A 21,705-nucleotide genomic window follows, 5' to 3' on the forward strand; every position below is an offset into this window, starting at 1 on the left:
TCCCATTGATTCAGACTTTTTGAGTTGCTAAGAGCTTGTTATCTATTGGAGTTGATACTAGTTTCCCAAAAATTATTAAATAAATAAGATAATATGCTACTGGCTAAGGTTAATCGTGATTGTTGGAGGACAAATATTACTCATTGGTGATGCTGTTCATGCGGTGTCTCCCTCCATTGGACAAGGCTGTAATGCTGCCCTACAAGATGCTATGATTTTTGCCCAAGTTTTAGATGAATACCAGGATGATTGGGAAAAAGCTCTTCCTGCCTTTACCAGCAAACGGTTGGAAGATGTCCACGCCCTGCGAGATTTATCGGATTATACTATTCCTCGCACTAAATGGATGACTCTGGAGTTGATTTTCAGCTCACTGTGGGCAAAAAGTTACGCCCCTGGTTTCCACAACTCTTTCGTCCTTTGCCTATGGAGTTAATTATGGAAGAGGAAACTCCCTACTCTGAAGTGCTTCAACAAAGCCAAGGATGGATTAATCGAGTCAGAAAGTCAATGAAGAGCTATAGTCATTCTAATTCATGAATGTTACTCAGAAAAACATTTAGGAAATCTAAGGCAAAAAGTAGTTTGCTCATTTTCACTGGTAACATCAACAGTTGCCTCAAGCATTTTTGCCAGCTTTTTAACTAATGTTAGTCCCAGTCCCGTACCACCATATTTCCAAGGATCGTTATTGGGAATACGATAAAATTGATTGAAAATTAATTTCTGTTCTTCTGAAGTAATTTCCACACCAGTATTAATCACGCAAAGAGAAATTTCTGATTCGTTGGCTTTAGTTTGTACCGTAATTGTTCGCTCCGCTGGAGTATATTTACAAGCATTGTGCAGAAATTCTCGAACAATTCTTTCTAACATCATCGCATCGGCTAAAACCCGTAATTCCTCTTCTGCTAAATCCAAAATTAATTGCTGTTGTTGATTTTGGGCGCAATTTAAATATACTTGAGCCAGATCGGGAATCCAAAGATTGAGATCGATTAATTCGGGCTGTATGGTTTTGGCTTTTGCATCTAGATAACAAAGAGTTAGAAGATCGTCTACAAGTTGCTTTTGTCGCTCGCATGATTCGTGAAAAATTTTAAGGACTCGCTTGAAGGTAGGAGACTTTTGAGGATTTTTTTTAGTAGCCAACAAATTTTCCATTGTTTGAGTAGCTAACTGAATACTACTCATGGGTGCTTTGAGTTCGTGGGAAATAGTTTTGAGGAAGTCATCTTTAAGTTGATTGAGTTGACCTAGTTCTTTCACTTGCTGATTAGAAGCTTCATAGAGTCTCGCTTGACGAATGGCGATCGCACATTGAGAAGCCACTTGCTGCATTAATTTAATCTCTAAAGCTGTAAATACCTCTGTTGGCGGTCTGAGTCCCCAAAGATTACCGATAATACCGCGATCGTCAAAAATAGGACAAGCTAAACGAGTAACTTGAATTTCTTGAGGATTGAATTGAGGAACTTTCTCTACCAACTGAATCGGGCTCTTTTGTAGTAGTTGTTGATAAAGTTCGGGAAAATCTCCAATCTTTCTACTTACTCCCTGACACTGGGGTAAAGTAAGAGTATGTTCGTAGGTAATGGTTGCAATTATTTGTTTGGAGTCATAAAGCTCAATTTGACAGCTACTAAGATCGAGAATTTCAGCCAATTCTTGAGTAGCAGTCTCTAATATCTGCTTTTCTTCCAGACTATCCCGTAATTTATCAGTGATACGCCGCACCAATGCTTCAAAATTTAAAGCTTGTTGCAACTCTTGGTTCTGCGTTGCCAGAGTATGGCGCATTTTACGGAGATTAAGATGGGTTTGAATGCGGGCTAAAACCTCTTCTTGTTCACTAGGTTTGGTAATGTAGTCTACCCCTCCCAACTTAAATCCTTGAACTTTATTAACTGTTTCCGAAAGTGCCGTCAAAAAAATTACGGGAATTTCTCTGGTAGTAGGTTTTGCCTTGAGCCGACGACAGGTTTCAAAGCCGTCTATTTCTGGCATTAATACATCTAATAAAATTAAATCTGGTGCTTGAGTCTGAGCAATCTGTAAGGCGCTCTCAGCATCTTCTGCTAATAAAATTTTATACCCTTTGTCTTCCAAATAGGAAAACAACACCAGTAGGTTATCTGGGGTATCATCTACGATTAAAATTACTTCTGATTTAATCTTGGGTAGCTCTACTCCTGTTAATATTTCCCTTGCTTGGGGCGCGGCAAAATTATCAAGTGCTTGGGAAAAATTCTGGAAATCCCGAGCTTGATTTTCTTGGTCTTTTTTTTGGGGACCTTCTTCTGATGAAGTCCCCATTAATTTAGCTACGTTTGCAGTTGGTTGGAGTAAGAGCTTTTGGTAATTAAGCATAAGTAATAAGCGCAGACCAATATTAAAATTTAATTGTTAAATGTTTGCATTTCTTAATATTTTAGAAATATTGTATCCCGATTTGGAACAGCGGGTTTTAGCCTACTAAAAAATTTAATTCTCAGTTAATTGCTCGATCGCTTTAATTAAGGCAGCATAATCACTGATTGGTTTAGTAAAAAACTCATCAGCCTGAGAATCAGCCAGTAGTGATTCTCGTTCGCTGGACATGGCATAAGCAGTTAGTAAAATTATGGGAATAGAGGCGGTTTCTAATTTGGTTTTGAGTAAACGAGACAAGTCAGCTCCACTAACTTCTTCTCCTGCCCAAGATGCCCCTGGAAGGTTGATATCCATTAATACTATGTCTATCTCCCCTGCTGTACATAGTTCAAAAACAGTTTTCGGTTCGTCAGTTAATTGAACTGAATGTCCTCCAAGGCGTTCGATTAGTTTAGCGGTACTCTTAGCTAAGGGTAAATTGTCTTCTACTAAGAGAATTTTTAAGCTTTTCATTATTTCTTCCCTTATTTCTTACACAGACGTTTCAAAAAAAGTCTCTGCAAGGTTGATACTAAATCCGATTGACAGAGGTTATTTATGTAAAATGACTGGGAGACTGGGGGAGAATTTAATACTCATTACTCATTACTCATTACTCATTACTTCGTTTATTCAAGTAACCTGCACCAAAAGGATTTAGTATGATACTCCAGGTAAAGTAATTGTTATTGTCGTTCCGCAATTTCTGCCTTCACTCTTAAGAAAAATTTGACCCCTCATAAGTTCCACTAACTGCTTACAAATCGTAAGTCCCAACCCAGTACCACCGTAGCGTCGGCGAATTGAACCATCTTCCTGAACAAAAGCTGCAAATATACCCGCTTGTTTATCTGGTTCAATACCAATACCCGTATCGGATATAGAAATTTCGACCCAAGATGTCGCTTCCATTTTAGCGATCGCGTGATGCCTGGGTGGAAGGGAAATCGCTTGAATCTTAATCTTTCCTTGTGGGGTAAATTTAAAAGCATTATTCAAAATATTAGTCAAAACTTGTTTGAGCTTAATTGCATCGGCATAAACTCTCCCTATTTGACAGTCAATAATCAAGTCAATGTCCTGTCGGATAGTATCAGGTTGGAAGAGACGACGTAGTTCACCGAACAGGGGTTCGAGTTCCACGATTGCCAGATCGACTTCCATTTTCCCTGCTTCAATTTTGGCAATATCTAGAAGACTATCGACAATGGTGTGGAGATTTTCGGCAGAAAGATGAGCCGTTTCAATATACTCGGCTAATTCTTGTTCATTTTCATAAAAACCTTCTTTTAGTAGTTTGAGATAATTCAGAATTGATGCTAGGGGTGTGCGTAATTCATGGCTAGAAGAAGATAAAAATGCCGACTTGAGACTACTAGCTGTTTCCGCTTCTCTACGAGCGTTGTCTAGCTCTTGGTTGCGCATTTCTACTAATACCCGTTGCCTTCTCTCTTGCCGATAAAGTCTGTCTTGCATCACTGCCATTGCCAAATTATTAGTCAAAGACTGGATCAATTCTAGTTCGTGATCTTGCCAGGGTTGAGCTTGTCCTTTAATGATTTCTTTCCACTGGTCAAAAGATTGACGGGGGCGGGTTTGTCGTTTATCAGCCTGATAATTCCCTGCCCAGAGTTTTTCTGTATTGATCGACTGACGAAAAATTGCCAGATTGCCCAAAGTTTCTTTTTTGTAGCGTAAGGGCATTAACAGTAAACTTCGTAAGTTGTTTTTTATCAGGGCAGGTATTAAAGTTTTGATTGATTTTTGTTCTTCGATATTATTAATTGCTCTAACTTGGCTCCCAGTTCCCGCTAAATTTTGCAAGTGTAACCAATCAGATGTGGGAAGATTAGGTAAAGAGCCATATTGATAACAACTAATTTGAGTTGGTTCTGCATCATTCATACATAATAAGCCCCCCGTTCCGCTGATCGCAGTAACTATTTGGGCTAACACCGCAGGCAATATCTTGTCATTTTCTAAAGGGGAATGAAGCAAATGGGAAATCTGATTGATTAAGGTTTCTCGTTGGGCTTTTTGTTTAACTGTTCGAAATAAATTAGCTTGAGCGATCGCCATTTCTAACTGCTGAACAACAGTTTGGATAATTCTCAAACTGCGGTTAGAAATAACTCTGGCACGACGATGGTGAGCAATGAGTAAACCCCAAAGCTGCCGATCGTTTACCAGAGGAACTACCAAACTAGACTTAACCCCCATCAAAGTTAAATACTCCACATGACAGGGGTCTACGGGACGTTGTAAGAGACTTTCCAGGGACTCTTGGCGTACCTGTTCTACGGTTAATTCTTCTGTAGCAGTAGAAGGTAGCCTGTTTGGTTGACTAAGTTGAATTTGCTGTTTCTCAAGATCGACGATTGAACGAACCCTAGCTTTCAGGAATAGCTCTCGCGCTTGGGGTGGAATATCTCCTGCGGGAAAATGTAAGCCTTTGAGAGAAGGCAGATGATCGCTATTTATCGCTTCGGCAATTACTTGACCGTTACCATCAGCATCAAATTTGTAGATTTTAACGCGATCGCTTTTTAAAAAAGTTCTAACTTCCGTCACCGCTGCATCCAGAATTTCTGGCAATTCCAGCGATCGTCTAATCTTACTGGTAATTCGATTGAGTAGTTCTAGTTGATTCAAAACATGGCATGAGTCGATTTATTTATATGTTAAATCTTTTTTCTAAGATGCATAATTACATCATCTCATGTACATAAATTGTCCTGACTAAATCTTTCCCAAAACTATATCTCCAGATAGATGACTTCTATTTTAGATACACAAAAGATCGCATAATTACAAAAACTTAAGACTTTCTTAAGATTTTGGTTTATGATATTGATATTGTTCTGGGTTTCAGCAATGAATTTAGAGACAAGAATGATCCGTACGATTTGGACTTTGGTAGAGACATCTAATCCCTATAGTTTGATCAAGCTTTCCGACAGCGAATTAATCCAAAAATTACTCGCTGAAGTAGAGAGAGTATCTTCTCTCAATTCCCATGAAAGTAAAATTATTTCTCAATACATTGGCTCAAGAACAGTATTAATTAGAGATTTAGCTTATGCCAAGGTTGATTAAAAAGATTTACCTTAAAAAGCTGTCAGCTGTCAGCTCTTAGCTCTAAAGTTTACTTAAGTAAACGGCTGATAAAAAGGACTAAGCCTTTTACTGCTGTTTAAGATATTGTTTGAGTAATCCTTTCAATTTTTTTAGCTGACAGGTTTCGGCTACAGGTCTTATTTGTTGGATAAAAGGTATCAATTCTGGTCGCTCACTTTGCCATAGATTGATCTGGGATAATACTTCTCGAATATCTCCTTGCAGAGCTAATTCTAAAAGTTGGTTTAATTCTGCTGCTTTAGGAGTCTCAATTGATACAAAATCAGCATGAGTTTTGATAGTGGCTGAAGTATGCGAACTTAGGAGCGATCGCCCTGAGCCATCTGAAGTCATCCATTTAAGTTGGAGATGCTGTTCTAAAAGTCTAAGTAATTGTTCAAAGTTTAGCGGTTTTGCCAAAAAAGCATTTGCTCCTGCTTGATAACATTGGGATTCATCGCTGGGGAGTGTACTGGCAGAGACAATAATAATCGGTAAATTTTGCCAAGCGGCTTCTTGTCTTAAAATGCGGGTTACTGCCAAGCCATCTAGTTCGGGCATGACCAAATCTAAAATAATTAAATCTGGCTGGTATGCTTCGGTTTTAGAAATCGCTTCTGTTCCTGAACCAGCGTCGATGACTTCAAAACCCAAAGGAGTCAAGAAATCAAGTAAAACTTCGAGATTATTCTTGAGATCATCTACTATTAAAATCTTACGTTTCGCCCCTTGATAGCCTGTAATATCGAGATCGGAATTTGTTGCAGGTTTGGTTGCCATAGAGGTTTTTACATCAGAAAAATCGAGATCGACCCAAAATTCACTTCCTTCTTCCAAGGTGCTTTTAACTTCAATTTTGCTACCCATCTGCTTGACAATATTTTGACTGATACTTAAACCGAGTCCCGTACCCTCTTGAGGAGAGCGATCGCTGTCTAATTGATGGAAAGGTAAAAAGATTTCGGCTAATTTGTCTTCTGGGATACCTCTGCCGGTATCTGCAATGTGAAAGCGAATTTTACGATCATTATCGTTATTTGATTGATCGGTATTCAATTCGTTTCTAGGAAAATCGCCCACATAACCAACACTAAAAGTAACTTTTCCTGTAGTGGTAAATTTAACTGCATTACCGAGAAGATTGAGCAGGAGTTGACGCAGACGGGTTTCATCTCCTCTTACCATGGTTGGTAGCTTGCTCAGAATATGATGCTCGAAGTCAATTCCTTTTTGCTGACAACGAATCCGAATCATTGCCTCTAAATTCTCTAAAAACGAGGAGAGGATAAAATCTTTGGACTCTAAATTGAGTTTGCCGGCTTCGATTTTAGCGATGTAGAGAATATCGTTAATCAGAGTTAGTAAATGTTGACCAGAACGTTGAATCACCTCAATTCCTCGTTGCTGTTTATCAGTAAAATTCGGTTCTCTTTGCAGAATTTGGGCAAATCCTAATATAGCGTTGAGGGGAGTGCGTAATTCATGACTAGTATGGGCAATAAAGGCACTTTTAGCTTGATTAGCAGTTTCGGCAGCCTCTTTAGCTTGTTGTAGTTGTAAGGTTTGGTTCTGAATTTGGGTAAATAGGTCAACCTGAGCGATGGAGATTCCTAACTGAATGCCAGTTTGAGTCAGTAAACGAATTTCTCCTTCTTTCCAGGCACGAGGTTGCTTATCTTGATAGGCAGCCAGTAAGCCCCAAAGTCTTTCATTTTGGAAGATAGGAGCAATACAAAAGGCTTTGACTTGTAATTGTTGGTAAGTTTCGCGCTGATAATCGCTAAATTCTGCTTTCTCAATATTCGCGATCGCTAGAGTTTGACGCTCTTGATGTCTGCCTGTTTTAGTTTCGCGTAAACAGGTATCATGCCAACTATTTTCTAATTGAATCCCTCTCAAGGAAGAGCAACCAGCAGCTATAGATTCGGCAACAAATTGACCGTGACCATCGGGATTAAATTGAAACAAAGCAACGCGATCGCATTTTAAGGTTTCTCTTAACTGTTGGGTAGTAATCTGAAATATTTCGTCTAGCTCTAAACTTTGACGAATTTTTCTGACGATACTGAGAATGGTTCTTTCTCTAGCAGCACTTTCTCTTAATTCTGCTTCAGTTTCTTTTTGTTCGCTGATATCGGTAGAGATGCCACAGATGGCATAAATTTCCCCGCGATCATTAATGAGAGGTGCTTTAGTTGCAATATAAGTATGGAGACTACCATTTTTTAAGGGAATCTGTTCTTCAAATTTTAGAACTGATTTAGTTTCTAATACCTGATGATCATTAGCAATTAACATTTCGGCAATTTGTGCTGGAAAAAGATCGTGGCTGCTATTTCCTAAAACTTGTGTTTCACTAAGACCTATTAATTCTAAATATTGCCTATTTACTAACAAATAACGCCCTTCAATATCCTTTAGATAAACCATCGAAGAAGTGGTTTCTAAAATGGCTCTCAATCTCGTTTCTGATTTTTGTAAGGCTTGAGTCCGCTCTGCTACTCTTTGTTCTAGGTCTTGATTGAGTTGACGCAATTGAGATTGAGATGTTTTGAGTTCTTGGTTAACTAAATGAATTTGTTGCTGAATCGTTTTCAGTTCGTCAATATCAATAAAAGAAATTACCACCCCATCTAAACGTCCATCTTCTAGTAAATAGGGATTAATCCGCATCAAAAGATTAAAATCCTGTTTAACTAGCTTGACTTCCTTGTCTAAACTTTTTTGACTTTCGACTACTGCTTTGAGTAATTCAATCAAATTGGGACAATCGAGATTATGGGTAATGTGTTCTAGGGGACGATTAATATCTGCTTCAACTAAGTTAATCGCCACAGTGGCTGCGGGGGTAAATTTACGAATTTTTAGTTGGCGATCAAGAAAAACTACCCCAATATCCGTACTCCGCAGTAAATTATCAATATCATTATTTAATTCGGTTAATTCGCCAATTTTCGATTGATATTCGGCATTAACCGTATATAACTCTTCATTAACCGAGTGTAGTTCTTCGTTAGTGCTTTGCAACTCCTCATTAGAAGCAGTTAATTCTTCATTAGTCGCCTGCTGTTCTTCGTTAGTAGTTTCCAATTCTTCAATCACCGCCTGAAGATTTTCGCGGGTTTGTTGTAATTCATATTCCAATTCCATAATTCTTTGGGAGGCTTCGGCATCAGCTTCAAAACGCTCCCCTGAAGGCTGATGGGGGGTTTCATCTTCTTGAATTACAATGGCAAAGAAATCATCGGCTAGTTTATTACTTTCGTGATAGGTGACTTCCAACTTCAGATTTGCCCGATTTTCCCGTTCCATTTTGATGCCGAGATAAGACACAGGCGATCGCTCTCGCTTGGCACGATGTAGAGCTGTAATCAAGGGTAACTGAAGATCGGTAACGATCATTTTGGTAATGTCTGTGGTCGTCCTGCCCATCGGTACTTTAAGGATATTAATCCCATCATTAAATGTATGAAACAGTCTGTATTCCCGGTCTACTAAAAAACAGGTTGCCTTATACTTAGCTAAAAAAGAACTAAATGCCCTGTCTAGCATCGGTTCAAGACGATTTTCTTGACTGGGTTTTGCGGGTATATAAGGGGTCAGTTGACGAGAAATTTTTTCAATTCCCTTAACGGGTACATTTAAACGGATGTCGCGACGTTTTTGATAGATTTTGCTTTTTTTATCTAGGTGTTGGAATTCAGGTTCGATGTAACCCAAAGTTTCTGCTTCTCCAAGAAATAAAATTCCTTTAGATGCCAAAGAAAAGTGGAGATTGCGTAATACTTGCTGCTGTAAATCTGACTGCAAATAAATCAGGACATTACGACAACTAATTAAATTCATCCGGGTAAAACCAGCATCTTTAGTAAGATCGTGGTGAGCAAATAAGAGTTTTTCTCTCAGCTTGCGAATTACCTGTAAAGAATTATCCTTTCTGAGAAAATAACGTTCTAAGCGTTCGGGATTAAGATCGTTGGTAATAGTTTGGGGGTAAATTCCTTGGGTGGCTTTTTCTAGTGCCGACTTATCAATATCTGTAGCAAAGATTTTGAATCTTACGGATTTATCGACTTTAGTCACCGCCTCATCCAGCAAAATCGCCAGGGAATAAGCTTCTTCTCCAGTCGCACAAGCAGTCACCCAACAACGAATCTCCTCTTGAGGATCGGCTTGAGCAATTAAGTTCGGAATTACCTTGGCTTCCAGAAAATCCCAAGCATAGCGATCGCGAAAGAACTGAGTCACACTAATCAGTAGATCGTGGCGTAGTATAGCTCTTTCTTCGGCAGAACTTTCCAGAAGACGGATAAACTCATCGAGATGATTACAGCCACTAATTAAATAACGACGATGGATGCGTCGAGAAAGAGTGCTGGTTTTGTAATGAGAAAAATCAGTTTCCTCTTGCTGTGCCAAAATCTTGGCAATTCGCTGTAAACTTTGAGGATTGAGAACGTCACCCTGACCTTTGCTGCCTTTATCAGGTAGTTTAGGCGATCTCACCAACTGATTAATAATCTGTGCTAATTCTGGGGGAGACAATACCCGATCAACTACTCCTGTGGCGATCGCCGTCCTGGGCATTCCATCAAATTCTGCTGTTTCTGGGTCTTGCACCATCGCAAACCCCCCAGCTTCATTAATCGTTTTTAAACCGTTTGTGCCATCGCTGCCAGTTCCCGATAAAATCACCCCAATCGCTCGTTCTACATGGGTCTTAGCTAGAGATTCTAAAAAAATATCAATTGGAAAATTAAGCCCATGACGATTTCTTTCCTCTTGTTCTAATAAATGTAGCTTTTGATCTTCTAAGATTAAATTTTTACCAGGAGGAATCAAATAGATCGAATTTGGCTCTAACTCCATTCCTTCAGTTACTCGATAGATTGCCATGCGAGTGCGCCGTTCTAGCAATTCTTTCATCAGACTTTTAAAATCTGGTGATAGATGTTGAATTACTACAAAAGCAGCCCCACTATCTATAGGTAGATGCTCGAAGAATTCTTCGAGGGCGCGTAGCCCCCCTGCGGATGCACCAATCCCGACCACAAAGATTTTTTCTGCTCCTGAAGAAGTGGAGGAGTTGGCACTTTTATCGTTTTTCGACATGAAACTGAGGATATAGAAAACTAGAAGCTGTTATTAAAAGATATACCAAAATTGCCAGCCCTTCGGGCTGAAGTAATGAGTAATGAGTAATGAGTAAAAGCCCGAAATTGAATCGTCCAGTGACTACAACAGGACTTACGCACTAAGCATCTATAACCTACTGTTCCCCGTTCCCTGTTCCCTATTCCCTATTCCCTAAAACCTTGATTTTTTGTTTCACTGCGTAAGTCCTATACAAGAATCACTAACCTTTTTCTATAATTTTAAGTTCATCGAGATTCCAAAAAGCTCCCCCTAAGGGAGAAAATTCGATCTTCTTAACGCGATCGCGCACTGCCTGAAATGATAGGGGATTAACTAGAAAAAATACAGGCAACTCTTCAGCGACAATTTGTTGAAATTGGTGATAAATTGCCTTACGCTTGCTCAAATCTAACTCCTTAACTCCAGCATTAAACAAAAAGTCAATTTCTTGTTCCCAGTCGGAAACTTCCCAACCTTTGAGGGGAATTTCTCCTGATTGAGAACCTTGATTGAATTGATGAAAAGAGCCTCCACTGTACCAAAATGGAAATATCCGGTGAGGTTCAACCACTCCCGCCTCAAACGTACCGACATAACACTCCCAATCTCGACTCAAGAGCAGCTTTTTGAGCACCACATTAAAGTTTAAAACCCGTAAATCCGCTTTGATGCCAATTTTGCTCAAGTCTTGCTGAATTTGGACGGCTGCATCTATCCGAGAATTTTCTTCGGATTTTACCAGGATCGTAAACTGCACCTTATTCTCATCCCAATCCAACAGCTCTTGTTTAGAGTTGTACTGGAAACCAGAATCTAAAAGTAGCTGTTTGGCTTTCTGGGGATTGTAATTGTAAACCTTCAAACCCTCTTCTGGAGAAAGATAGTAGGGACTTTGGACAGCAATTGGCGAATGTTGTAATTCTCCCAGTCCTCGATAGATATTATTTTTCATGCTTTCACGGTCAATGGCATAGGCGACTGCTTGCCTAAAAGCCAAGGTGTTGAACCAGCGAGATTTAATTGGATCTACTAAAGGTTTTTCTTTAGCGTTACGAGCTTTATTCAGATTGAAACCTACGAACTTAATGCCTAACTCTGGTCCACCGTTGTAAATAATATATTTTCCCCGCTTTTCCTCGCGCTTCACTAAGCTAAACATCTCTGGGTTGATCTCCAAACTATCTAAATCTCCAGAGCGAAATCTGAGTAACTGGTTGTCGGTAGAGGAAATAATAGGTACGATAAGACGTTCAATGTAGGGTAAAGGATTTCCTTGAGCATCAGAACGCCAGTAGTAAGGATTACGTCGAAAAACTAATCGCTGAGAGGGAGTATAACTTTCTAAAATATAAGGACCATTCCCAATGATTTTTTGAGGATTTGTGTCAGTTGACCAAGTTGAGAGAAACTGGGGATTTCCCTTAGCATCCTTAGCCACGACGGCAGAGCGCAACCTATGAGCAGGAAGAATTGCCAGTGTGCAGGCAGTTCTCAAAAAAGGAGCAAAGGGTTCGGGCAAAATGAACTTAACTCGGTGTCGATCAAGTTTCTCCACAGAGGGAAAAGCACTAGTGTTGCCAATACGCACTAAATCTCTATATACAGTAGGAATTTTGTCGTTGAGATAAACATCCTGATAGGTGAAAATTACATCATCAGCTGTAAGTGGTTTGCCATCTGACCACTTGAGTCCCTCACGCAGAGTAACAGTAATTTGCAGTTGATCGGGGGAGATTGACCAAGATTCAGCCAGTGCTGGCTCTAACTTAGTAGTGATCGCATTCTCCCTAACTAATCCCTTATAGATGAAAGGAAAAATGCTATAAGCAGAGGTATTCATCGCAAAGTTAAAGGTAGCAGGGTCACTGGGGGTAGCTAAAACTAATTGAGATCCCCGGGCTGTTTGACTTTTGAATTGCCTAGGGTTACAACCACTAAGAAGCAACAGACAGAATAATCCGAAAGCAACTGCTAGACGTACTTGTCGAACAATAGTAGCAATTATTTTAGTTTTCTTGAGAACCAGCATTTTTCTGCTTAATCTTAGAGATCGTGTAACTCAAAAATATCTTTGGTATTAGTCTTGGTAATGGGAGCAAATGCTTAACCCAAATTTACTGGCAGATCAATGTCCAAAAATAGCCATCAGGGGCAATAAACGAAAAACTCTCTTCACCAAACTCATTACGGATGATTTCCGTGACTTGTTCGGCTGAACTTTCCTGAATACGGTTGTAATAATCATTTAATCCCCGCACTCGATAAGTGTAGAGTGACATCCCCAAACATCCAGGTCTTGACTGAGCAAAACAACTTTCTAACTTAATCTTTTCAGGAAATCGAATTACATACAATCTTCCCGATCGCGCTAGCTGCCAGTCAGATTTGGATGAACGAGGATCATCAAAACAAGTTACCCAAAAGCGTTCTCCAGGTTGTAGATCAAAAATCGGTCTTCCACCCGGAGCATCTTCATAGGTACTTTCTATATCGTCTTGGGTGCGAAGTAATCCGAGGACTTCTTCGTAAAACCGAAGAGTTTCCTTGCTGTCATCTTGAATAACCATTCCCATATGGGTAAACTGGCTAGTTTTGAAAGCTGCTGCCTGATTGATATTGCCGTAATTGGTAATAGTATAATTGAAACGTTGGAAGAAAACCTGCCGAGTTAGGGGTTGCAATACCATCATTTCTCTCACTCCCACCAGAGGGTCGATAAAAGGAAGTCCTTTTTGTGCTTGATAGATCACAGTCCATTGAGGATTGATGTATTTTATCGGTAAACCATCCTGCTCAGCTTTTTCTGCATGATTGAGAATATTCAAAACATCAGCAGTTAAGGTAGTAGCCCAGCGGTTCCCTGGCATCCTCATCGGCATTAGCTTCAACCCTTCACTAGAAGGATGCTCCCAAACCATCAAGCGAATCAAACCGTGATCGGCATTTTGGTGGTAGAGTCGCAGCGATCGCAATGATGAATTGACTCCGTACAAATTCTTAGTTACGGAGGCTGGTAATTCACCTACCTGACCAATCCTATATCCAAATTGCTCCCAATATTGAACCATTGGTATCGGATCGGTAACACCAATACAGACTTCGTAGATACCTCCAATAGACGGTTGTATCTGGTTGGTATTGATTTGATTCATTGCAATCCAGCGAGTTCCAAGATATTTTCCGATCTTAAACTAGATTGGAAAATCCAAAATAAACTTTTAAGCTAAGCGTTTAAAATTATATTTTTATTGTAATCAACTGTGAATATGGAGAAATCTACCACGCCTTGAGAAAGCAAGCAAATGGTAGAGATTTATTAGTTGCGATCGCTATTTTCGCACTTACAATGAAATTAGATTCAATAGGGTCGTATCAGAATTAAGACCATGATCCAAGTTAGACCTCGATTTCAGAGCTTTACTGAATATCTGTCCTATGACGATGGGACGGATAAGCTGTATGAAATATTTAATGGAGAGTTAATAGAAGTGCCACCTGAATCAGGGCAAAATGTGCAAATTGCCACATTCCTTTTGCTCCAATTTGCTTTACTTGTAGGCTATCAGAGAGTTAGGGGGCATGGATTAGAACTGGAAGTGCGAGGCGAACCGAAAAACCGTTATCCTGACTTAACAATCATTCGAGAAGAACATATTCAGCCAATTAAGACTCTATTTGATTAGAGCTAAAAGCTAAAAGCTAGGGCGAAGCCCTTTATTTATGCAGTTGGCAAAGGGAACCTGGCTCCAGTTAAATAATCAGAAAAATGTTGTTTGAAATATTTCCAAGAAGTTATATTCTCTGTTTCTAAAATTTTTTCAGGAGCTTCTTTATAGAGGGGAATACGATTGTTAATTTCTGCTTTCAGCCACTCAGGTAGCTCATTAAAACTATTTAGTTTCAAACCTTGAGCACTATAAATTAGTTGCCCAGGTCGATCGCCCATTTTCATCCAAGGTAGCCAAGGACCAATACGATCCCAACTTAAAATTACTTGAGATACTTCGGGAATCTTGCGATCGTGAAGTTCAGAAGTGGGTACAGTGAGCTTAAATAATTCGGTCGCTTGATATGTAGGCTGAGGACTATACTCTATAAATCTGGCATCTCCCGCTAAGGGATTGGGATAATTTGTAAATAGATCGAAGACAAAGGTCGTAGTGTCACCATTGACCTGAGCTGGAAAATCACCTTTAAACAGTCCTTGAACGGGATTATTAGCAACATGAACTACAGGTATAGTTTCTGCTGTCCAAGGGTTATCCCACTTATGAATTACTTGCTCTGTCTTAGGATCTAGATAGTAGGTTAATTCTCTCGAAGTAAAATCCCAACTATGATCTTCATTTGGTAAACAGCGACTGACACTCATCCCCACAATTTTAAATAGGTGTTTTTTCTTTTCATTGGGGATTAGAGCGTAAACAGAACCAGTCCAGAGTAGAAAAATCGATTTTGAAGCGAGAGAGTTACGAGTTTTAACCCAACAGGAAACATCTAACTCTTCTGTTGTACTAATTTTTTTGATTGAATTTACCATTAGCTTAATTATTGGGATTTTAAATCAAGGTTACTAACCGCAATTAAATTTACTATTTAGAAAGTAGTAGTTTTGGGGTCAGATCACATCTTAGCAATTATGTATCTATTTGTTACAAAAATTAACCATATTATATTTATGTTTGATGATTAGTATCATCTGTTACCTCATAAGACATTGTGAACCCTTTAGCGATATATATGATTGAGGCGATCGCTATTCAATCCATCCCAAAAAACGGCGATCGCTTTAAGAATTTCGCGACCTCCTTGGAAGAATTTAGCGCGGTTAAATTGCGAGCTAAAGTAGACTGCCTCTAGTTCCTCTAAAGTATGTCCTGCGTGCTGTGCCTCGACTCGATTATGCCAAGTAAAGAATGCCAAGCGCAGGTGTGGGTGTCTAGTTTGTTTAATGTATGATAAGCCATCTTCTAGTTCCTGCCAGAAGCCAGCAGCAGCCCAGTTTTCCACGGCAAAACTAGCCCCTTCCGCAATTTGAGGATCGTCGTTGCCGTAAAGACGAATTAATTCATCACAAAAATGCAAAGTTGTCGGTCTGCCATGTTTGCGTTTACCAAGATCGGTAAAACTGAATCCTAAACCTTCAGCAACTCCTAATAACCATTCAAAATGAGCAGCGCGAAAACGACAGATACCACCGTCTACAGTTCCTTCTGTGTTAACTAATTCGGGATCTCCTTGACGGTCTTTTTCAGACTCAGTTAATGCTGGGATACTGCCAATCTTTTGTTGGGGATTGCGGTAAATTACTCCCAGTTCGTTGAGTAAAATTTCTCGACTAGAGCGGGACTGTCGAAGAGTCGGGGAGTTAATAGTTTTCATCAAAGCTGCCACCAAAAACTGATTAGAAAAGACAGAAAATTGTCGAATAAAGTGTTTTAGTTCTGCGTCAGTTGCCTTACCTTGACTGAACCATCGAGTATAGGCGTTATTTGTAATGATGGGATGGTACAATAAACGGCGATCAACCTGGCTTAGAAAGTCTTGAAAGTCCTCTACCTGCTTTGGGGTTAGTTCTCCTATCACCAAACGTTCTTGTATGCGTTTAGAAATAGTTAGACCGTTTGAAGTTTTTGAAGTTGAAGTGGTTATCATAAGATTACTCCCGAACTTAAATTAGTCCAGCTATAAAGATAATTTTGGTCTTCTAAGAGCAGAGCTTGATCTGTCAGCTTTAATGGTCGAAAGGTATCGATCATCACTGCCAGTTCGTTGGTTCTATCTTTGCCAATCGAGCCTTGGTACTTGCCTGGATGGGGACCGTGAGGAATGCCGCTAGGATGTAGGGTAATTGACCCTCGCTCGATACTTTTGCGAGACATAAAATTCCCCTCAACGTAGTAAATTACCTCATCGGAATCGACATTGGAATGGTTATAGGGAGCGGGAATCGCCAAGGGATGATAGTCAAATAGACGCGGGACGAAAGAACAAAGAACAAAGCCAGGTCCGGCAAAAGTTTGATGCACTGGTGGAGGCTGGTGAACTCGACCAGTTATCGGTTCAAAATCTACAATATTGAAAGCATAGGGCCAGAGATGTCCATCCCAGCCGATCGCATCTAAAGGATGATGTCCGTAAAGGTAATGGGTTATGCAACCTCTAGCTTTAACCCGCACCTCAAATTCTCCCTCTCGATCGTGGGTAATTAATTCTTCAGGTGGACGAAGATCTCGCTCGCAGTAAGGAGCAGTTTCCAAGAATTGCCCGTACTGATTGAGATAGCGTTGAGGTGGCTCGATATGTCCCCATGCTTCAACTATTAACATTCGCTGTTCCACATCAGGCTCTGGGAGAATACGCCAGAGAACACCAGTGGGAATCGCTAAATAATCTCCCGGTCGATAGTGGATCGTGCCGAACTGAGTTTCTAAAATACCTCTACCATCGTGAATGAAAATGATTTCATCTCCATGAGCAAAACGATACCAATATTCCATCGGCTCTTTGGGTCGAGCAACAGAGATAGAGATATCAGCGTTACTCATTAAGAGAACACGGCTAGCGATCGCATCTCCTCCTGAAGTTAAAGTTTGGGTTCGCAGATGACGGTGACGCAAAGGTGCAGATTCTTCATAGATGATTGGTTCTGGTTTCTCTCCTCTAATTCTTTGAACTTGAGTCGGTGGATGCAAATGGTAGAGCAGAGATTGAATACCTGAAAAACCCATAGTTCCCATTAGTTCCTCATGATATAAAGAACCATCAGGTTGACGAAATTGAGTGTGGCGCTTGTGGGGAATTTTGCCCAGCTTATAGTAATAAGTCATGATATTCTACCTCGCCCTACAGATTGCCTCGTCGTGCTTGTTCGCGCTCAATCGCCTCGAACAAAGCTTTAAAGTTGCCTTCCCCAAATCCCTGAGAACCGCGTCTTTGAATTACTTCAAAGAAGAGTGTTGGTCGGTCTTCTACCGGTTGGGTAAAAATCTGTAGTAAGTAGCCATCGCGATCGGCTTTGCCGTTACGCGGAGCGTTATCGCGATCTACCAAAATTCCTAATTCTGCTAGCTTGGCGATCGGTTCCGCAATTTTTCCTATCCGTTCCTCTAGCAGATCATAATAAGTTTGAGGGACATCAAGAAACTCCACACCGGAAGCTTTTAACCGGGAAACTGTATGAATAATGTCATCAGTCGCCAAGGCTACGTGTTGAATTCCAGGGCCATAGTTATAGTTTAGATATTCTTGGATTTGCGACTGACCCTTACCTGGGGCTGGCTCGTTGATTGGTAACTTGATTTTCCCTGTAGGATCTTGCATTACTTTAGACATCAAAGCTGAATATTCTGTGGCAATCGTGCGATCGTCAAAATGGACTAACATCTCGAAGCCCATCGTCTCAGCGAAAAATTGCACCCACTTGTCCATCGCGCCCAATTCTACATTGCCTACCACATGATCGATCTGGGTTAAACCAACTCCCTTGGTGTTAGCTTTTTCTCGTGACTGAAAGCCAGGTGCAAAAACCCCTCGATAGTTATTTCTTTCCACAAATTTTATTAAAATTTCCCCATAACCATGGATAGCAGAATAGCGAAATATTCCCTGCTCATCTTGCTCTTCCGTCGGTGGAATCGCTCCCCTCGCACCTCGTTTAGTTGTCTCACGATAAGCATGAACAGCATCAGGAACTTCCAGAGCAATTACAGCTATAGCATCGCCATGTTCGAGTACGCTTTGAGAAATTGGATAGTCGGGACTTAACCCCGTACTCAGCACTAAACGAATATTCCTCTGTTCCATGACATAGGATGCTGTTTTCCGATATCCCTTTGACAGACCTCGGTAGGCAGTATTGGCAAATCCAAAACTATGACCGTAAAAATGTGCTGCCTGCTTGGCATTGCCAACATAGAATTCGAGATGATCGAATCCTTTAATCGGACAAAATTTGTCCATGTGAATTCCTCCTTGAGAGAAGCTTTACCAGCCGTTGGACTGTTGCCGATATTTTGCATTCAGAAATGACCCAATGCAGACATCGGCTAATCTAGCGATTTTTTTGCCTCTATTGAGTAATCCGACTACTGGCAGAATTGATTAACAAGCTAACCAAAACATAACAATCTCAGGTTAGCTAGATATTTGTTGGTTCTTTTGGTCAAAATAAATTTAGTTTTGATTATGAACCCAAAAGAGTTAAATGAGAATAAGAAGTTAATTCTTATTCTTCTTTTAGTATAGATCATTAACTAAATGCTTGTATTTGGTATTAATATTTAACTAGAATAGTCAAACTTTTTTCTCTAGTGAAACCAAGTCTAAATACAACAGAGCAATTTCAACAGTTGGACAAAATGGATCGCCAAGTCTTGCGCCTGCTACAAGAGAACAGTCGCATTAGTAGCGCCGAGTTAGCTCGGCAGGTCAATCTTTCTGCACCTGGACTGCAAAAACGATTGAGAAAGCTAGAACAAAAAGGGGTCATAGACGGCTATGTTACGCTGATCAATCGGCAGGCTCTGGGGTTAGACCTACTCTGTTTTGCTCAAGTTAGCCTCGCTCACCATCAGCCTGAGTGCATAAGCCATTTCTGCGATCGCGTACAAGGACTACCTGAGGTTTTGGAATGTCATCATTTAGTAGGAGAATTTGATTATCTTTTGAAGTTTGTAGTGGTCGATCGCCAACACTTAGAAAAATTACTCCGCGAGAAAATTAGCCCAATTCCAGGGGTAGATAAGATTAGAACTAGTATTGTTCTCAATGAGGTTAAAGTCTCAACTTCATTGCCATTGGATTAGGCGGGGAGGTTCATTAAGCTTTTTTGATACTCTGTATTGTCAGTTGAATACCCAACAAAAATAAACCAACAGCAACTAGCCCAAAGACCCCAGTTGCCAATGCCATCGTTCCCATTACTAGAGTTCTGACCGCAGCAGTGATGTTAATTACGAGGGGATTTGTTCCAGTAATTGTTTTGGTAGCATAAGTTTGCACAATTGAATTGAACAATAAATAAACGACATAAGCAAGTCCGCCAGCAACAATAGAAGAGCCAAAACACTTGAGAGGAGTTACGTTATCTTCTTGAGCTTCGGTTGTAGAATCGGAGTTGGGAATAGATTCAGTTGATTTTGTTTCCTTCATAGTATTTACCAAAAAAGCTTTATGCTCTAAGCCTGTTAATCAGCTACTTGCATAGTAGCTTTATGCTAGATGCGGGCAGTTCCTCTGTCTAGTTAGAGTAAGTTTAAGGCTAGATGTGGCTCGAAGCCTTTATCCCTTTAGAGAGCAAGCAGTATCGCACTTCCTGTTGCCTAGCTTAGAGCTTAAAGCTTAGAGCTAATTGACAGGTACGGGAGATTTCGACCAACGATTGACGGCTTGACCCACTACACTCAATTCTCTCATTAAATGTTCAAAACTTTCAAAAGTTAGAGATTGAGGTCCATCGGAAAGAGCTTTGGCAGGGTTGGGATGGACTTCGATCATTAAAGCATCAGTTCCTGCGGCGATCGCAGCTTTAGCCATTGGTGGAACATATTGCGCGATACCAGTTCCATGGCTGGGATCGATGGCGATCGGCAAATGAGTCAGAGAACGTAATACGGGCAGTACTGCCAAATCCAAGGTATTGCGAGCATATTTACGGTCAAAGGTCCGAATCCCACGTTCACATAAAATTACATTAGAGTTACCCGCAGCTAAAACATACTCTGCTGCCATTAACCACTCGTCAATAGTTGCCGACATACCACGCTTCAAAAAGACAGGTTTATCTTGAGCGCCAACTTTTTTCAGTAGAGGGAAATTCTGCATATTTCTCGCCCCCACCTGGAGAATATCAGCTACCTCAGCAACTTTATCGACATCAGCAGTATCCATTACTTCAGTAATAATTCCCAAACCACTGGCATCTCTGGCAGCCGCTAATAGTTCTAAAGCACTTTCCCCATGACCTTGAAAGGAATAGGGAGAAGTACGAGGTTTATAAGCTCCACCTCTCAAGAAACTAGCTCCCGCAGCTTTAACAGCCTTAGCTGTATCAATAATCATCGCCTCATTCTCCACGGAACAAGGTCCAGCGATTACTACTATAGGATGATTTTGTCCAAAGGTAACATCTCCATTGGGAGTAGACACGATTACGTTGCTATGTTCGCCGTTACGGAACTCTAAGCTAGCACGTTTGTAGGGTTTTTCTACCCGTAATACACTTTCAATCCAAGGGCTAATTTCTTTGATTTGTAAAGGATCTAGCGACGCTGTATCACCAACTAGACCGATGACAACCTTGTGTTTACCGATAATTTTCTCTGGTGTTAGTCTCCACTCTTTTAATTCCGATTCTATTCTCTGAATTTCTGGCTCTGGAGAACCAACTTTCATTACCACAATCATGATCTAAAATCCCCAATCGTTGATCAATTACCTTATCAGTCATGGTAGTCAATTTTGGGGAAAACGGAGTAAGGCGATCGCCTTATTTCTGGACTCCATTTCAATTTAGATAATTTAGATAATATAAATCCTAGATTTTTTTCATCATAAACACGCTATTGGGGTCGTCAATGTATTCAGCAAATGAGCTTCGGTACTCAAAGCCATAACTAGCATACAAAGTTCGTGCCGGCGCAAACTCGGGAAAAACCCCTGTCTCCAAATAGAGACAATCGTATCTTCGTCGTCTAGCTTCTTGGATAATGTGTGACAAAATCTTTGAGGCGATACCTTTACGACGATGAATCTTCGCAGTACGCATTGATTTGACTTCACCATTTTTAGAATCTAGTTCTTTCAATGCCCCACATCCAAGTAAGTTATCTCTGTCCCAAGCCGTCCAAAAAGTAATATCGGGCGATCGCAATGCCTCTATATCAAGAGCATGAACACTTTCAGGTGGTGTAATCTCATTCATATTTTCGAGATGTTCTCTCAGAAAGTCAGCAATTTTTTTACCTGTCAGGTCATCTTCACGAATTTGCAAGAGACTCACCTCTTGAATTTGAGCGAGAATTTTAATCTATATTATTG

Annotated in this window: 16 protein-coding genes and 1 pseudogene; 4 read left to right on the plus strand and 13 right to left on the minus strand. The window is 40.4% G+C overall.

Features of this window, described 5'->3' with window-relative positions; genetic code table 11:
* Positions 1-115: 115 nt before the first annotated feature.
* Positions 116-436: an NAD(P)/FAD-dependent oxidoreductase gene (locus PLEUR7319_RS0105285; protein ID WP_019504161.1), complete on the plus strand. Its 321-nt coding sequence runs from the start codon at positions 116-118 to the stop codon at positions 434-436.
* 107 nt (positions 437-543) lie between these two features.
* Here the strand turns inward: PLEUR7319_RS0105285 and PLEUR7319_RS0105290 are convergent, their stop codons facing one another.
* The 3 genes from PLEUR7319_RS0105290 to PLEUR7319_RS0105300 all read right to left on the minus strand — a co-directional run bounded on the left by PLEUR7319_RS0105290 (position 544) and on the right by PLEUR7319_RS0105300 (position 5,064).
* A complete protein-coding gene (locus PLEUR7319_RS0105290) occupies positions 544-2,316 on the minus strand; it encodes a response regulator (RefSeq protein ID WP_144054254.1) in 1,773 nt (590 codons plus the stop codon).
* Between the two features lie 168 nt (positions 2,317-2,484).
* Positions 2,485-2,886: a response regulator gene (locus tag PLEUR7319_RS0105295; RefSeq protein WP_019504163.1), complete on the minus strand. Its 402-nt coding sequence runs from the start codon at positions 2,884-2,886 to the stop codon at positions 2,485-2,487.
* A 183-nt stretch (positions 2,887-3,069) separates the two neighbouring features.
* Positions 3,070-5,064, minus strand: coding sequence for an ATP-binding protein (locus PLEUR7319_RS0105300; RefSeq protein ID WP_019504164.1), 1,995 nt, complete (start codon positions 5,062-5,064; stop codon positions 3,070-3,072).
* A 222-nt stretch (positions 5,065-5,286) separates the two neighbouring features.
* On the opposite strand from PLEUR7319_RS0105300, the gene PLEUR7319_RS0105305 reads away from it, so the two are divergent.
* Positions 5,287-5,508: a hypothetical protein gene (locus tag PLEUR7319_RS0105305; protein WP_026102319.1), complete on the plus strand. Its 222-nt coding sequence runs from the start codon at positions 5,287-5,289 to the stop codon at positions 5,506-5,508.
* An 87-nt stretch (positions 5,509-5,595) separates the two neighbouring features.
* Here PLEUR7319_RS0105305 and PLEUR7319_RS0105310 read toward each other — a convergent pair whose 3' ends face one another.
* The 3 genes from PLEUR7319_RS0105310 to PLEUR7319_RS0105320 form a co-directional block, all read right to left on the minus strand.
* Positions 5,596-10,641 carry a chemotaxis protein CheB gene (locus PLEUR7319_RS0105310; protein ID WP_019504166.1) on the minus strand — a complete coding sequence of 1,682 codons (5,046 nt, stop codon included), beginning with the start codon at positions 10,639-10,641 and terminating at the stop codon, positions 5,596-5,598.
* Between the two features lie 244 nt (positions 10,642-10,885).
* Positions 10,886-12,694, minus strand: coding sequence for an ABC transporter substrate-binding protein (locus tag PLEUR7319_RS0105315; RefSeq protein ID WP_019504167.1), 1,809 nt, complete (start codon positions 12,692-12,694; stop codon positions 10,886-10,888).
* 85 nt (positions 12,695-12,779) lie between these two features.
* A complete protein-coding gene (locus tag PLEUR7319_RS0105320) occupies positions 12,780-13,817 on the minus strand; it encodes a hypothetical protein (protein ID WP_019504168.1) in 1,038 nt (345 codons plus the stop codon).
* A 234-nt stretch (positions 13,818-14,051) separates the two neighbouring features.
* Between PLEUR7319_RS0105320 and PLEUR7319_RS34355 the strand changes: the two are divergent.
* Positions 14,052-14,330, plus strand: a pseudogene (locus PLEUR7319_RS34355) (Uma2 family endonuclease); the annotation flags it as partial.
* 53 nt (positions 14,331-14,383) lie between these two features.
* Here the strand turns inward: PLEUR7319_RS34355 and PLEUR7319_RS0105330 are convergent.
* The 4 genes from PLEUR7319_RS0105330 to hppD form a co-directional block, all read right to left on the minus strand.
* Positions 14,384-15,205, minus strand: a complete 822-nt coding sequence (locus tag PLEUR7319_RS0105330) for a DUF1838 domain-containing protein (protein ID WP_019504170.1) — start codon at positions 15,203-15,205, stop codon at positions 14,384-14,386.
* A gap of 188 nt (positions 15,206-15,393) precedes the next feature.
* Positions 15,394-16,320: a hypothetical protein gene (locus PLEUR7319_RS0105335; RefSeq protein ID WP_019504171.1), complete on the minus strand. Its 927-nt coding sequence runs from the start codon at positions 16,318-16,320 to the stop codon at positions 15,394-15,396.
* Positions 16,317-17,495 (minus strand): homogentisate 1,2-dioxygenase, encoded by a 1,179-nt coding sequence (locus PLEUR7319_RS0105340; protein WP_019504172.1) that lies wholly within the window; start codon positions 17,493-17,495, stop codon positions 16,317-16,319. The genes PLEUR7319_RS0105335 and PLEUR7319_RS0105340 overlap by 4 nt, the downstream gene beginning before the upstream one ends.
* Positions 17,496-17,511: 16 nt before the next feature.
* Positions 17,512-18,627 carry a 4-hydroxyphenylpyruvate dioxygenase gene (hppD, locus tag PLEUR7319_RS0105345; protein ID WP_019504173.1) on the minus strand — a complete coding sequence of 372 codons (1,116 nt, stop codon included), beginning with the start codon at positions 18,625-18,627 and terminating at the stop codon, positions 17,512-17,514.
* A gap of 350 nt (positions 18,628-18,977) precedes the next feature.
* Between hppD and PLEUR7319_RS0105350 the strand changes: the two genes are divergently transcribed.
* Entirely contained in the window at positions 18,978-19,472 is a 495-nt protein-coding gene (locus tag PLEUR7319_RS0105350; protein WP_237743520.1) for an Lrp/AsnC family transcriptional regulator, read from the plus strand.
* A 13-nt stretch (positions 19,473-19,485) separates the two neighbouring features.
* Here PLEUR7319_RS0105350 and PLEUR7319_RS0105355 read toward each other — a convergent pair whose 3' ends face one another.
* The 3 genes from PLEUR7319_RS0105355 to PLEUR7319_RS0105365 form a co-directional block, all read right to left on the minus strand.
* Positions 19,486-19,818, minus strand: a complete 333-nt coding sequence (locus tag PLEUR7319_RS0105355) for a DUF3082 domain-containing protein (RefSeq protein WP_019504175.1) — start codon at positions 19,816-19,818, stop codon at positions 19,486-19,488.
* A gap of 195 nt (positions 19,819-20,013) precedes the next feature.
* Positions 20,014-21,072, minus strand: a complete 1,059-nt coding sequence (gene aroF, locus PLEUR7319_RS0105360; RefSeq protein ID WP_026102323.1) for a 3-deoxy-7-phosphoheptulonate synthase — start codon at positions 21,070-21,072, stop codon at positions 20,014-20,016.
* Between the two features lie 130 nt (positions 21,073-21,202).
* The gene (locus PLEUR7319_RS0105365) at positions 21,203-21,667 is read right to left on the minus strand and encodes a GNAT family N-acetyltransferase (RefSeq protein ID WP_019504177.1); all 465 of its coding nucleotides are present in this window, start codon (positions 21,665-21,667) and stop codon (positions 21,203-21,205) included.
* Between the last annotated feature and the right edge of the window lie 38 nt (positions 21,668-21,705).

The organism is Pleurocapsa sp. PCC 7319 (assembly GCF_000332195.1).
GTDB lineage: Bacteria > Cyanobacteriota > Cyanobacteriia > Cyanobacteriales > Xenococcaceae > Waterburya.